Here is a 13070-nt window from a genome sequence, read left to right as displayed (position 1 = left end):
CCAGATGAAAACTAAATTTCTTTCTAACATATTATTGATGCTTATCTGGGTGTTCCTTACCGGGGAGTACAACTTTAATAATTTCTTTTTTGGATTTTTGCTCAGCTTTATCATTCTTTGGATTCTGAGCGGATTTGAAGAAAAGAACACTAAAAAATACTTTAAAATCGTTCCCAAGATTATAAGTTTTTTTCTGTTTTTCATCTGGGAACTGACCAAGGCAAATATCCAGGTGGCTTACGAAGTGATTACACCCAATTTGAATATGAAACCCGGTATTGTAGGTCTCCCACTCGATGCCAAAACTGACCTCGAAATAACGCTTTTGGCAAATCTGATCACCCTTACCCCGGGAACTCTGGCTCTGGATGTATCTACAGACCGAAGTGTTTTATACGTTCACGCCATGTACGTGGTCGATAAAAAAGAATTCATAGAAGATATTAAACAAGGTTTTGAAAAACGATTACTAGAAATATTGAGATGAACATACACGACTTTTTATATTATATCATATTGCCTATCCTGTCGGTTTCATCGCTACTGGTGTTTGTGAGATTTTTTAAAGGGCCCAGCATCATAGACCGAGTGGTTGCTTTAGATTTACTAATCACCATAGGTATTGGTATCATAGCCATTTATAGCATCCTGAGCGATACCCCCACATTTTTAGACATCTCACTTGTTCTGGCGCTTATCGCCTTCTTAGGCTCGGTGGCCTTTGCTTATTATCTCGAAAAACGAAATAAAAATGAATGATATCTTAATTTACATCACCTCTGGACTGGGAGCCCTGTTTGTCTTACTGGCAGCTATAGGAACACTTAGAATGCCGGATCAATACCTGAGAATCTCTGTAAATACGAAGGCTGCAACCCTGGGCGTTGGACTTTTGCTTACCGCTTCAGCTTTATTTTTTCTGGATTTATCAGTAACCACACGGGTTATAGCCGTTATCATTTTTATTTTTATCACGGCCCCCGTATCCGCGCACCTTATTGGAAGAACCTCCTATTTTATCGGAAACAAACTCTGGGAGAATTCTTATATCGATGATCTGAAAGGCAAGTACAACAAATCGACTCATGAGCTAAAAGGATTGAACAAAAGGAAGAATAATGAAGAAGAAACTGAGTCAAAATCCGAAAGTTGATTTTCCAAAGGCTCTTGCGCAAAAACTGATTCAACGCTGCGAGGAGGGGACTTTAAGATCTCTTAAAAAACCTGACTCCAAACGCGTGGATTTCTCTTCCAACGATTATTTAGGCTTTTCCCGTCATAAACTTATTTCTGAATTTGCCCTGGATAAACTTAAAACTTATCCAGGTCAGCTTCATGGTGCAACTGGCTCCAGACTTCTCACCGGGAATTACGCTATGCTTGAAGACTTTGAGTCTTATCTGCAGCACTTTTACAACGCTGAAGCAGCCACGGTATTTAATTCCGGTTACGATGCCAATCTTGGACTGCTGTCTGCTATCGCGCAACGCCAGGATTTGATTTTATACGATGAGCTGAGTCATGCTTCCATACGCGATGGCATAGGCTTGAGCAAAGCCAAAGCCTATAAGTTTCAGCATAACGATTTAAACGATTTAAAAGAAAAACTGGTCAAGTTTCAAGACCAGTTTGAAACGATCTATGTCATCACTGAACATGTTTTTTCTATGGATGGCGATTGTGCAGATGTGGATGGTATCGCTAAGCTCTGCGTGGAATTTGGTGCCTATTTCATCTTAGACGAAGCCCATTCCATAGGGGCGATATCCAAAACAGGAGATTCTCCTTTTGATGCAGTAGTATTTGCCAGAATCATCACCTTTGGCAAATCCTTCGGATCTCATGGCGCTGCAGTTTTAGGTACAGAACCACTAAAACAGTATCTAATCAACTTTGCCAAAAGCTTTATTTATACCACAGCCCCGGGCGTGGAGACCACAGCCAGAAACTGGGCGGCGCATTTGTATTTGGAGTCCAGTTCAGCTGAGTTCGAAAGCCTGAGAATGAATATTGCCTTTTTTCAGAAACAAATCAAAGCCCATCGATTGATAGATTTTTTCATTGAAAGTCAGTCGGCGATTCAGTCTTGTGTGATTGGGGGAAACGAAGAGGTTAAGTTGATTTCAAGCCAGCTCCAGGAAGAAGGATTCGATGTCAGGGCTATTTTGTCACCAACAGTTCCTCAGGGAAAAGAAAGACTCCGATTTTGCCTTCATAGTTTCAATACAAGAAATGAAATTGAAACTGCTCTTCTAGCTTTAGCTAAATATTTAATTCAATAAGAAAATGAATAAGACTTACTTTATTACAGGAATCGGAACCGAAGTTGGAAAAACAATGGTTTCGGCTATCGTTACAGAAGCTCTGGAAGCGGACTATTTTAAACCCGTCCAGGCAGGCGATTTGGATTATTCCGATACACATAAGGTCAAAGCCATGCTAAGCAATTCAAAGTCAAAGTTCTTTGACAATGCCTATGCCTTGCAAACCCCTATGAGTCCACATGCTGCTGCCGAAATTGATCAGGTAGAGATTCAGCTCAAAGACATCCAAAGACCGGAAACTGAGAACACCCTGGTCATTGAAGGAGCTGGAGGTTTGCTGGTACCACTTAACTCCCAAGACTGCATCATCGATTTGATAGAGAAAACCGATAAAATCATTTTGGTCTCCAGGCATTATTTGGGCAGCATTAATCACACACTTCTGTCTATTGAAGCATTAAAAAGCAGAGGCTTTTCCAACATCGGAATCATTTTTAGCGGCGATGAGCATCCCACCACAGAACGCATCATTTTAGAAAAAACCAATTTAACCTGCGTGGGAAGAATTGAGGAGGAGACGGAATTTTCCAAAGATGTGGTTTCAAAATACGCACAGAAGCTTAAACTAAATCTAGAAAAGCTTTAGGTCAGCGATATTAATACCGCCCGGGCGTCTTGGACGGGCAGGTTCAGAAGAAAAAATGATTAACTTTAAGAAGTTTACCTTTGTTATAAATACGAGCACATGAAACTTTTTGGCAAACATATTTCTTTACCTTTCACCACCCCTTCTATTTCCAGGCGAGACCAGAAGCATATCTGGCATCCGCTTACCCAGCACAAACTGAATCCTGAGCTTTTGGCTATCAAATCGGCTAAGGGCGCTTTATTGAAAGACGAATCTGGAAAAACCTACATCGATGCAATCGCCTCCTGGTATACGAGTATGTATGGGCATTGTCATCCGCACATTATCAAAAAGGTGAAAACCCAGATGGAAACCCTGGATCAGGTCGTATTTAGCGGATTCACACATGAGCCTGCTGTGGAGTTGTCTGAAAAGCTGATGGAAATTCTGCCTAAGAATCAAGACAAACTTTTTTTTAATGACAATGGTTCCACAGCAACTGAAATCGGTATCAAGATGGCCTTGCAGTATCATCACAATCTCAAAAATGATAGAAAAGTAATGCTAGCCTTGGAGGATGGATTTCACGGCGACACCTTTGGGGCGATGTCTGTTTCGGGTTTGTCGGTTTACAACGGGGCTTTCGAAGATCATTTTATAGAAGTGAAAAGGCTTCCAAAACCCAACGGACTCAACAATGCGGAAGTTGTTGCTCAGCTGAAAGCGATTTTGAGGGAAAATGCTGTCGCAGGATTTATTTATGAGCCCTTGGTGCAGGGCGCTGCAGCCATGCAAACTTATGATCTCAATGGGCTTAATGACATCTTGAAGATTTGCAAGGCCAATCAGGTGATTTGCATTGCTGATGAGGTGATGACGGGTTTCGGAAAAACGGGAAAACATTTCGCTTCTGATTATTTAGCTGAAAAGCCCGATGTCATGTGTCTTAGTAAAGCGCTATCCGCTGGAATGGTTGGCATGGGCATCACAAGCTGTACCAAAAAGATTTATAAAGCCTTTTATGCCGATGAGGTTTCCAAAGGCCTGTTTCACGGTCATACCTACACGGGAAATCCACTGGCTTGTGCAGCTGCCATTGCCGGTTTGGAGCTGCTGCAATCCCCGGAAATACAGGGAGCCATTAAAAACATCATGAGTCTCAATCAGTTGTTTGCAGACAAAATGCGAAAGCACACACGCATCCGGGAAGTAAGACAAATCGGGGTGATTTTGGCTATGGATGTGGATATAGAGATGGAGCGCTATGGGAATGCAAGAGATAAGATGTTTCAGTACTTTATGAGTAAGGGCATCTTTTTAAGACCGCTGGGGAAAACCATTTATATCCTGCCGCCTTATGTAATTACCGAAGCCCAGTTGGCTAAAATTTACGCGGCAATTGAAGATTATCTCGATGATTTAAAAGAGAAGCAGGCCTAAGTTTTAATAAGCTTCAGGGTTTCTTTCAGATTATTATCATCAGAAATGACAATTAAATACACCCCTGTCGAAAGCGAAGAGATATCATAATTAGAGAGTTTATCTTCAAAACTACCTCGAGCAACTTTTTGTCCTAAAAGCGAGTAAATTTCAAATTCCAGTTTCTGAGAAGAGGTGCTTACAGTCTCAATGTTTAAAACATCCTGAGCGGGATTGGGATAAACTTTAAAGGTTCTGCTTGCAAATTCTTCAGACGATAAACTTTCAGAATTATAAATAAATCCAAACCTCATATCAGGTTCTCCCTCTGCAACCTGATAGTCAACCACGAGCTCTTTATTGTCTTCCAGAGGATATTCTTCATCCAGGTAAAAATCTTTAAAAATGGCGTTGATTTCAGAAAAATTTGTGCCATCAATCTTAAACTGATACTGATTTCTGTTTTTATTTACTAATCGTATAAGCGTTGTATCTATGGATTGCGGATAATCTCTTTCCTCAATACTTAAGTTTGTATTATTGGAGTATATGGAAAGGGATTCACCCGTGTTTGGGAGTTTATCAGCATCTCTATCATCTATTTCTGAATTTGCTCCGTGAATAAACTTTATGCTCACCCCATCGATTTGATTATTGTCGGCTAATAATCTGAGATTAATTCTGGATCCTGTATTCGTTTTGAAAATTACAAGCTGAGATTCAGAAATAGTCTTATGGGTTTCGGAAAAAGTTAAATCTAATGTAGTCGTTCCAGTGTTCGAGGCTTTCACAAAGACCGATTGCCAGGCCTGTATAAATTGATTGGCATCGGAGCCCTGAGCATTAATCCCTTCCGGTAATTCTACTGTCACATTACCACCAAATTCATTGAGTGTAGGGTCGTAAACATATATAAAATTGGGACTCAAGTTCGATTGATCAGCGAAAAAAGAATTGGCATCTATAGCCCCGTGATAGGGGTTGCCTAATAACAAATAGCTATTGTCTATTTCCAAAGAAATGCTTTTGGAGAAATTTAAAATGCTTGGATTGCCCGTCAGTCTTAGTGTTGTTTCTGGACCGACCTTTAAATTAGATTGATTGAGATTGGTTGCCCGACTTCCACGGATAAAAAGAGGAAAACTTTGTCCTTTGCTTAATTGGGTATTATCCGTATTCGGGATGATGGTATAGGATTGAGAGGTTGCATTCCAGAAATACATACCAGGATTTCCGGTTTGCGTAGCATCAAAGCCATTATTGCCTGCTGATGATCCGGTAATGTGTGTTCCGTAACCTGGGTTGGGATTTTTGTTATCTTCAGGAAAGCTGTAACCCGTATTATTAACGCCTTCCTGCAAATTGGCTTTTACAGTCCCTGATGTGGAAACAGGAGAAGACATATAGCGAAAAGCCCTGTTGGATCTCGGGATGAAGCGTTCTATAACAAAATCACCGGTGATACTTCCTCCGGTATTTTGACCGATTTGAGCGGTAAGAGAGTCCACGCTTTTTAGAGTCAGACGTGCGTTTGGAATAAAAGTTCCACCGTGAATTTCGAATAACCTGAACACGTCCTGATGACCCCCGGTTATTTCGGCTTGTCCACCGGTTTTATTAACCCTAAATTTTTCTATAATTCCGTTTCCTGAAACAAATTGGGATTGAGCTTGTATGAGCTCAAGAAATCCTGTTCCGTAAATGCTGTCGTTGTTGGTGATATCTCCAGCAACAGAAAGATCAACATCATTTTTTAGAGTTACCCTCATGTTTGGGTTTTCAGCTATAAAAACCTGTGACCACAAAACGTTTGATACTAATGTGAAAATAAGTAATGCTGAAATCTTTTTCATATTACAAATTTATGAAAAATTGCGGTACTGAAATTTGCAAGGGTGATAAAAAAAAGCTAACACTTGAGAAAGCTAACTTTGGTTTAAAGCCGGTTATCTAAAATACATAGCCTATCGAAAAGCTATAAACCCTGTGGTATTGATCTCCCTCACTGCTTTTGTCAACGTCATTCAGGCTTTGGTGAAATCTTGCCTGCACCATAAAATTCTGGCTGAGTTTATAGCGTAAACCTCCGGCAAGTCCAAAATCTATTCGCTCATAGTTGTCCGTTTTTGCTGTGGACGTCGTTTCACTAGTCACTTCACCTTGGTTAATCAATCTCACTTCTTCTCTGTCTTCAACAGCTTTCACCAAATAACCAACTTGCATACCCCCTTCCAGCCACAGGTTTTCTACAAGGTTGTAACTGGCTAGAACGGGCAGGTTGACGTACTGCATCCTTAAGAGTTCTTCGATTTTTTCTATGGCGATGGTTTCAGGAACAGGTTCGTTTGAAAAACCCTGTTCAGAATAAAGCAATTCTGCCTGAATACCTAATTTTGGCAGGATTTTATAAATCCCGAACGCACCAATTTTCATAGAGGTTCTGGACTCATAACTGGCGGGGACGTCCCCGGTCATTTGAGCTATATTGACGCCTCCTTTAAATCCATATTCAAAATACTCCTGTTGAGCATTTAATGTGGTTATTGAACCTATAAAAAAAACGGCAAGTACGATATAAGTGAGTTTCATGGTGTAAATTTTGAATAAAAGTAGCCTTTTTAAAGGCTTTGAAAGTCTCCTTAATTCAATTTTAACCTTGTCAGGTAATTAGTAACTATTGTTACATTCAAATCATGGCATAAAGGTTTAATTTGCATAAAATTTTAAATTATGGAATGGATTATAAAGCCCTGGCCCTGGTATGTTTCAGGCCCTCTTATTGCCTTGGTTATGTTTGCTTTGCTCTTTGCAGGAAAACAATTTGGGATGTCTTCCAATTTAAGAACCGCCTGTTCTATGGGAGGCGCAGGTAGGGCTTCAGACTTCTTTAAATTCGACTGGAAGAAAGAACGCTGGAATCTGATCGTTGTTTTAGGAGCGGTTATCGGCGGGTTTTTATCAGCGAATTACTTTTCAGGGAATACGGTGGAAATAAATCCGGAGGTTTCAAAACAACTTGAGAGCTATGGCATTACCAGTGCAGGGGAGGCTTATATGCCAACTGAAATCTTCGGAACAGAAAGTTTAAGCGACCCTAAAATACTAGCCATTTTGCTTGTTGGTGGTTTTTTTGTCGGATTTGGGGCCAGATATGCCGGGGGGTGTACCTCGGGACATGCCATATCGGGATTGAGCAATCTTCAGTTACCTTCTTTAATCGCGGTTATCGGGTTTTTTATTGGAGGTCTGATCATGATTAATTTTATATACCCTTTAATCTTTTAAAATATGAAAACCTTAGTTTACTTAGTTATAGGAATTTTTTTTGGAATCGTCATGTACAAGTCGGAAGCAGCCTCCTGGTTCAGAATTTTTGAAATGTTTGAGTTTGGTTCTTTTCACATGTATGGCATTATAGGTTCGGCTCTTTTTCTTGGTGTTATTGGAATCCAGGTGATCAAGCGAAATAATATTAAAGCCCTGGGTGGTCAGGACATGAAATTGAAACCCAAGGAAAAGGGTATATCTCGCTATCTATTTGGTGGAATTTTATTTGGTTTAGGCTGGGCACTTGCCGGGGCATGTCCCGGTCCCATGTATGTGCTAATGGGAGCCGGCTATGCCTCCATTTTGATAGTTATTTTTGGGGCGCTTTTAGGAACTTTTGTCTATGGTCTTCTTAGACATAAATTGCCTCATTAAGCCGAAAGCGGTAAAAGAATTTTAAAAGCTCTATGGACATAGAGCTTTTTTTTAGGTCTTAAATTAAACCATTGCCCCCTTTTTCTGTCTTAGTTTAAATCGCAATTGGATAATTTCAATTGTTTTAAAACGATAATTCATTATGATCAAAAAGTTACTTTACTTCACGTTCGTAGCAGGGATGGTAGTTTCGATGTCATCATGTTCCATTCTTCAAGGGAAAAAAGATGATAAATCGACTGCCCAGGCCCCTAAAAAGGAATCCAAAAACGGAATAAAACCTTATGGCAAAATTATAACCAGCAAAGCCAAATCAGACGAGGGCTTATTCAAAGTTCATAAAGTTGATGAGGATTATTTCTTTGAGATTCCAGATTCTCTTTTCAACAGAGAAATGCTGATGGTAACTCGTATTGCTCAGACAGCTCAGGGCATTGGTTTTGGCGGAGGCAAGCAAAACGAACAGGTTTTACGCTGGCAGAAAAAAGGCGATAAAGTTTATCTTAGAGTAGTGTCCTATGACATTGCAGCTGCAGATTCTTTGCCTATAAATCAGGCCGTAGTCAACTCTAATTTTGAGCCGATTTTATATTCGTTTGATGTCAAAGCCTATAAAAAAGACTCTATTCACAACAATACCGTTATAAACGTTACAGATTTATTTCAAAAAGATGTAGAGGCGATTGGTCTTCAGAGCAGAAGAAAAAAGCCTTATAAAATCTCACGTCTGGATGACAGCCGTTCTTATATAGATACCATAAGAAGTTATCCCGAGAACATTGAAATAAGACACGTAAAAACCTATAATGCGGGAGATCCTCCTTCAAATTCCAGTACGGGTTCTGTATCTCTGAAGTTCAGTAATTCTATGGTGCTTTTACCTAAAGTGCCAATGAAAAGACGTTATTTTGATCAGCGTGTAGGCTGGTTTACAAGCAGACAACTGGATTATGGACTTGATAATCAAAAGTCGGAAACAGTAACGTATTTAGACCGTTACCGTCTTGAAGTTAAAGATGAAGATATTGAGAAATTTAAAAGAGGGGAATTGGTAGAGCCAAAAGAGCCCATCATTTATTATATCGATAGAGCTACTCCTAAAAAATGGAGAAAATACATCAAGCAGGGTATCGAAGACTGGCAGGTAGCTTTTGAAGCAGCAGGCTTCAAAAATGCTATTTTAGCCATGGATCCTCCTACTCAAGAAGAAGATCCAGACTGGAGTCCGGAAGATATTAGATATTCAGTGGTAAGATACCTGGCTTCTCCCATTCCAAACGCCAACGGACCTCACGTGAGTGACCCGCGTTCCGGTGAAATTTTAGAATCAGATATCAACTGGTATCATAATGTCATGACCTTATTGCGCAACTGGTATTTTGTACAAACTGCTGCTATCAATCCTGAAGCAAGAGGTGTGGAATTTAAAGATGAGGTCATGGGTCGTTTAATCCGTTTCGTTTCTTCTCACGAAGTTGGACATACACTTGGTTTGCCGCATAATATGGGAAGCAGTGTTGCTTACGATGTAGAAGATCTTAGAGATCCGGAATTCACCAAAAAGAATGGAACAGCTCCATCTATCATGGATTACGCGCGATTTAATTATATCGCACAGCCTGGAGATGGCGATGTGTCGCTGATGCCCAATGTTGGTCCCTACGATAAATACTCTATCGCCTGGGGTTATAGACCAATTTTAGATAAAACCCCTGAAGAAGAAAAACAAATTTTGGATGAATGGATTCTGGAAAAAGCAGGTGATCCTGTTTACAGATTTGGTCAGCAGCAGTCTGGAGGTGTGATCGATCCAAGTTCTCAAACCGAAGATCTTGGAGATGACTCCATGGAAGCCAGTACCTACGGTATCGCTAACCTGAAGAGAATTGTTCCAAATCTGATTGAGTGGACCGCTGAAGATGGCAAAAACTATGAAGATCTCGAAGACTTGTATGACCAGGTTTACGGACAGTACAACCGATACATGGGTCATGTTGCCGCCAACATAGGTGGAGTTTACGAAATCTATAAAACCTATAATCAGGAAGGAGCTGTTTACACGCATGTTCCCCGAGATAAGCAGGTAAGAGCCATGGAGTTTCTTCAGGAAGAACTTTTCCAAACACCAGAGTGGTTGATAGACCAGGATATTTTCAACAAAATTCAATTTGACGGGTATTTGGAGAAAATCAAATCTTACCAGGAAAGAGCTTTAAATAATGTACTAGACTTTGGTCGTTTTGCCAGAATGATGGAAAACGAAGAACTAAACGAAGACGCTTATACCATTGTGGAAATGATGGAAGAGCTTAGAACGGGTCTTTTTAGTGAATTGAGAACTGGTGCAGAAATAAGCAGAATCCGAAGAAATCTTCAACGCGTATATCTTTCCAGAATGGAACATTTGATGACAGAAAAGCAGTCTAATATACCTGCTCAATACAGAAGATATATCAGCAGAAGTAATATCGATGTCGAAACAAGTGATATAAGACCGCTTGTAAGAGCAGAATTGAATAATCTGCAAAGCGATATGAGAAGAGCGATAAACAGAACAAGAGATACAATGACCAGGTATCATCTTCAAGATGGTGTGGAAAGAATTGAAAAAATTCTCAATCCCGACGCCTAACATTTAGACGCCTTCATTAAAACGAAAACCATCTGCCTCAGGCAGGTGGTTTTTTTATTGCATAGGTTTAGACATGGTAACCACTCTGGGATGCATTTGAGCTTAAAATAAGAAGCTTATCTAAAACAAAAAACCCCTTTTTGGAATGTTCCAAAAAGGGGTAAATCACTGAGTTTTAGATTTAGTTTTATTGATTTCTCGACCTCTGTCCTCGGGCATTGCCTTTAGATCTAGGACTTCTTTGTGCTTTAGAGGCGTTTCTGTAGATTGGCGAGGCTTTGGTCTGGACAGACTTTCTTTTAGTTTCTCTTCTATCTACCTGAGGGTTTCTAGTCGTGGTCCTTCCGGAAACCTCATTTCTGTTCCTGATTCCAGGCTGTTCCGTTCTTCTGGAGTTCTGAGATACACTTCTTTGATTTGTATTTCTATTCCTCTGGCTGGAAACCTGATTCCTCCTGCTTACAGGATCTGCTACCCGAGCTGTTCTATTTGTCCTTAGCGTTTCCTCTCTCCGGGTTCTGTCCAAGTCCTTTGAAACTGATCTGGAATGTCTTTCGGTAGAGCGGTTTACTTGAGGCCTCCTGGAATTTCTGGTTTCCTGAATGACCCTGTGATGCCTTTCAACATTAGACCTGATATTTTCTTCCCTGCTGTTTCTCGGTGCCTGCGCATATCTTTGCGATCTCGTATTTTGAGATCTGTAGGTTGCATTTGAATGTCTTCTATTCAAATTAAAATCTCTATGGTTGTTGGCGTAAGGTCTGTAGTAAATATGTCTTACAGGGCTGTAGAACTGTCTGTAGGGCTGAAAGCTTACCAAACTGAACTGAGCAACAGGCATGGCATAATACCTGTGCCAGGGTCTTCTGACATACCTCCTGTTCGAATGATTTATAAATCCGCTTTGTCTCCAAAACCTATGGTTTCTGTAAAACAGTTGTAAACCTCCAATTCTACTTACCAAGCCGTAGGTATTGTAGTCGATTAGTATATTTCCTATTTGATGTATACGCCCGTAATAGTCGTAGAAGACAGGCGTATTTTGTATCTGTATAATAGCCCCATAATCGTCATACTGAATGTAAGGATTATAATTATAACCAGAATTGAAACTAAAATTTACATTCGCGATGTCAAATCCAACAGATACATTTGGGCCGTAACCGGGGATAAAAAAATCAAACTGACCATCAGCAAAAACAGAAAATTCAATTCCATTTTCCATAAAAATAAAGGGCTGATTTTGATTGAAGTTTCTATTATTGGATCTCGAGTTAGTTTCATAACCTGAATGATTTGCCCAAACAGATGTGGCGAAAAAAACAAATCCTACGAGTAAAATAAATAATCGTTTCATGACATTGGTTTTAAGGTTATGAAGACCTAAGACCAAAGGTTGTGCCACAAATTATAAGTTTATGATAATCAGTGTTTTGTGTTTTTTAAAATGAAATGTACCTGAAGAGTAACATGATACATCCCGCTTAGGACAAAGAAATAAAAAGATTGACAGCTCCGAGACTTCGGAGGAATCTTCGCTCTCCATGTATATGTTGAAATTACTTTTGAGTTGATGATTGGAGTTAAGTAGCTTTTAGAAGCAGAATTACCTCCCTTTGGTCGGTGATCCTGAGTAGGGGGTGTTGCTCAGGAAAAGCCAGCACCTATCGGTGCTTATACCTTTTTTAGCTATTCTATTTATGAAAGTTATCACTTTCAAAATTTCATAACTAAAAAAGCCAGTAATCAAAAGATTACTGGCTTTTCTTGGTCGGGGTGGCAGGATTCGAACCTGCGACCTCCTGCTCCCAAAGCAGGCGCGATGACCGGGCTACGCTACACCCCGAGTGGTGTAATTAGTTTTATATAGATCTAGATGGGTCTCGCTTCATCTAATGTATCAGCGGAGAGACAGGGACTCGAACCCTGGCGACGTTTAACCGTCGACAGATTAGCAATCTGCTGCATTACCACTCTGCCACCTCTCCAATGTTTTTAAGAACTTGCGCGTTTTGCGGTTGCAAATATAAGTCCATTTTTGATTTTGACAAAGCTAAAACAGATTATTTTGAAGTTTCTTTAGTTCGCTTCAGGAATTGTCTTCGAGGAGGATGATAAGATCGTTAGCTTCGAGCTTTCCGCTTTGTCTCCATACCATTTCACCTCCTTTGTAAAGCATATAAGTCGGGAGTTTTTTAACCTTTAAAGCTTCAACCAACTGAGCATTCTTTTCAGCATCAATTTTTATAAGCTTGGCTTTATCTCCTACAGCAGCACTGACATCTTTAAGCTGATCGTGAATATTTTCACAATCCTCACTCCAGTCTGCAAAGAAGTTGAGCAATATCGGTTTTTGCTCATCAATAAGTTCACCAAATTTGGTCATCTGTGATTGATTTTATTTAAAATTAATTCAAAATAAGAC

The 13070-nt window shown here is 40.0% G+C and carries 13 protein-coding genes and 2 tRNA genes; 9 read left to right on the top strand and 6 right to left on the bottom strand.

What is annotated here, in order from left to right:
* Nucleotides 1–4 precede the first annotated feature (4 nt).
* The 6 genes from G3567_RS00375 (at nucleotide 5) to bioA (ending at nucleotide 4332) form a co-directional block, all read left to right on the top strand.
* A complete protein-coding gene (locus tag G3567_RS00375) occupies nucleotides 5–487 on the top strand; it encodes a Na+/H+ antiporter subunit E (protein WP_164003197.1) in 483 nt (160 codons plus the stop codon).
* Nucleotides 484–759 carry a monovalent cation/H+ antiporter complex subunit F gene (locus G3567_RS00370; protein ID WP_164003196.1) on the top strand — a complete coding sequence of 92 codons (276 nt, stop codon included), beginning with the start codon at nucleotides 484–486 and terminating at the stop codon, nucleotides 757–759. Before G3567_RS00375 ends, G3567_RS00370 begins: the two co-directional genes overlap by 4 nt.
* Nucleotides 752–1153: a monovalent cation/H(+) antiporter subunit G gene (gene mnhG, locus G3567_RS00365; RefSeq protein WP_164003195.1), complete on the top strand. Its 402-nt coding sequence runs from the start codon at nucleotides 752–754 to the stop codon at nucleotides 1151–1153. The genes G3567_RS00370 and mnhG overlap by 8 nt, the downstream gene beginning before the upstream one ends.
* A complete protein-coding gene (locus G3567_RS00360; RefSeq protein ID WP_164003194.1) occupies nucleotides 1119–2282 on the top strand; it encodes an aminotransferase class I/II-fold pyridoxal phosphate-dependent enzyme in 1164 nt (387 codons plus the stop codon). Before mnhG ends, G3567_RS00360 begins: the two co-directional genes overlap by 35 nt.
* Before the next feature lie 4 nt (nucleotides 2283–2286).
* Nucleotides 2287–2910, top strand: coding sequence for a dethiobiotin synthase (gene bioD, locus G3567_RS00355; RefSeq protein WP_164003193.1), 624 nt, complete (start codon nucleotides 2287–2289; stop codon nucleotides 2908–2910).
* 99 nt (nucleotides 2911–3009) lie between these two features.
* A complete protein-coding gene (gene bioA, locus G3567_RS00350) occupies nucleotides 3010–4332 on the top strand; it encodes an adenosylmethionine--8-amino-7-oxononanoate transaminase (protein WP_164003192.1) in 1323 nt (440 codons plus the stop codon).
* On the opposite strand, the gene G3567_RS00345 is transcribed toward bioA, so the two are convergent.
* Both G3567_RS00345 and G3567_RS00340 read right to left on the bottom strand, forming a co-directional pair.
* The gene (locus tag G3567_RS00345) at nucleotides 4329–6164 is read right to left on the bottom strand and encodes a T9SS type A sorting domain-containing protein (RefSeq protein ID WP_164003191.1); all 1836 of its coding nucleotides are present in this window, start codon (nucleotides 6162–6164) and stop codon (nucleotides 4329–4331) included. The two genes, bioA and G3567_RS00345, sit on opposite strands and share 4 nt — an antisense overlap.
* A 97-nt stretch (nucleotides 6165–6261) precedes the next feature.
* Nucleotides 6262–6900, bottom strand: coding sequence for a porin family protein (locus G3567_RS00340; RefSeq protein WP_164003190.1), 639 nt, complete (start codon nucleotides 6898–6900; stop codon nucleotides 6262–6264).
* A 141-nt stretch (nucleotides 6901–7041) separates the two neighbouring features.
* Here G3567_RS00340 and G3567_RS00335 point away from each other — a divergent pair, with 141 nt between their 5' ends.
* The 3 genes from G3567_RS00335 to G3567_RS00325 all read left to right on the top strand — a co-directional run bounded on the left by G3567_RS00335 (nucleotide 7042) and on the right by G3567_RS00325 (nucleotide 10645).
* Nucleotides 7042–7596 (top strand): YeeE/YedE family protein, encoded by a 555-nt coding sequence (locus tag G3567_RS00335; RefSeq protein WP_164003189.1) that lies wholly within the window; start codon nucleotides 7042–7044, stop codon nucleotides 7594–7596.
* A gap of 3 nt (nucleotides 7597–7599) precedes the next feature.
* Nucleotides 7600–8013, top strand: a complete 414-nt coding sequence (locus G3567_RS00330) for a DUF6691 family protein (protein WP_164003188.1) — start codon at nucleotides 7600–7602, stop codon at nucleotides 8011–8013.
* A 142-nt stretch (nucleotides 8014–8155) separates the two neighbouring features.
* The gene (locus G3567_RS00325; protein WP_164003187.1) at nucleotides 8156–10645 is read left to right on the top strand and encodes a zinc-dependent metalloprotease; all 2490 of its coding nucleotides are present in this window, start codon (nucleotides 8156–8158) and stop codon (nucleotides 10643–10645) included.
* Nucleotides 10646–10832: 187 nt separating this feature from the next.
* Here G3567_RS00325 and G3567_RS00320 read toward each other — a convergent pair whose 3' ends face one another.
* The 4 genes from G3567_RS00320 to G3567_RS00305 all read right to left on the bottom strand — a co-directional run bounded on the left by G3567_RS00320 (nucleotide 10833) and on the right by G3567_RS00305 (nucleotide 13031).
* Nucleotides 10833–12002, bottom strand: a complete 1170-nt coding sequence (locus tag G3567_RS00320; protein WP_164003186.1) for a hypothetical protein — start codon at nucleotides 12000–12002, stop codon at nucleotides 10833–10835.
* Between the two features lie 411 nt (nucleotides 12003–12413).
* Nucleotides 12414–12491, bottom strand: a tRNA-Pro gene (locus G3567_RS00315).
* A gap of 58 nt (nucleotides 12492–12549) precedes the next feature.
* Nucleotides 12550–12633: transfer RNA gene (locus G3567_RS00310), tRNA-Ser, on the bottom strand.
* A 101-nt stretch (nucleotides 12634–12734) separates the two neighbouring features.
* Nucleotides 12735–13031 (bottom strand): thioredoxin family protein, encoded by a 297-nt coding sequence (locus G3567_RS00305; RefSeq protein ID WP_164003185.1) that lies wholly within the window; start codon nucleotides 13029–13031, stop codon nucleotides 12735–12737.
* Nucleotides 13032–13070: the final 39 nt, after the last annotated feature.

Origin of the sequence: Psychroflexus aurantiacus (assembly GCF_010820555.1) — a bacterium.
Classification (GTDB): domain Bacteria; phylum Bacteroidota; class Bacteroidia; order Flavobacteriales; family Flavobacteriaceae; genus Psychroflexus; species Psychroflexus aurantiacus.
This window is presented reverse-complemented; position numbering and strand designations above follow the sequence as displayed.

What these genes read in the sequence shown, in the direction of transcription:
- G3567_RS00375 (WP_164003197.1), top strand. Translation starts at nt 5, where the DNA reads ATGAAAACTAAATTTCTTTCTAACATATTATTGATGCTTATCTGGGTG.
- G3567_RS00370 (WP_164003196.1), top strand. Translation starts at nt 484, where the DNA reads ATGAACATACACGACTTTTTATATTATATCATATTGCCTATCCTGTCG.
- mnhG (WP_164003195.1), top strand. Translation starts at nt 752, where the DNA reads ATGAATGATATCTTAATTTACATCACCTCTGGACTGGGAGCCCTGTTT.
- G3567_RS00360 (WP_164003194.1), top strand. Translation starts at nt 1,119, where the DNA reads ATGAAGAAGAAACTGAGTCAAAATCCGAAAGTTGATTTTCCAAAGGCT.
- bioD (WP_164003193.1), top strand. Translation starts at nt 2,287, where the DNA reads ATGAATAAGACTTACTTTATTACAGGAATCGGAACCGAAGTTGGAAAA.
- bioA (WP_164003192.1), top strand. Translation starts at nt 3,010, where the DNA reads ATGAAACTTTTTGGCAAACATATTTCTTTACCTTTCACCACCCCTTCT.
- G3567_RS00345 (WP_164003191.1), bottom strand. Translation starts at nt 6,164, where the DNA reads ATGAAAAAGATTTCAGCATTACTTATTTTCACATTAGTATCAAACGTT.
- G3567_RS00340 (WP_164003190.1), bottom strand. Translation starts at nt 6,900, where the DNA reads ATGAAACTCACTTATATCGTACTTGCCGTTTTTTTTATAGGTTCAATA.
- G3567_RS00335 (WP_164003189.1), top strand. Translation starts at nt 7,042, where the DNA reads ATGGAATGGATTATAAAGCCCTGGCCCTGGTATGTTTCAGGCCCTCTT.
- G3567_RS00330 (WP_164003188.1), top strand. Translation starts at nt 7,600, where the DNA reads ATGAAAACCTTAGTTTACTTAGTTATAGGAATTTTTTTTGGAATCGTC.
- G3567_RS00325 (WP_164003187.1), top strand. Translation starts at nt 8,156, where the DNA reads ATGATCAAAAAGTTACTTTACTTCACGTTCGTAGCAGGGATGGTAGTT.
- G3567_RS00320 (WP_164003186.1), bottom strand. Translation starts at nt 12,002, where the DNA reads ATGAAACGATTATTTATTTTACTCGTAGGATTTGTTTTTTTCGCCACA.
- G3567_RS00305 (WP_164003185.1), bottom strand. Translation starts at nt 13,031, where the DNA reads ATGACCAAATTTGGTGAACTTATTGATGAGCAAAAACCGATATTGCTC.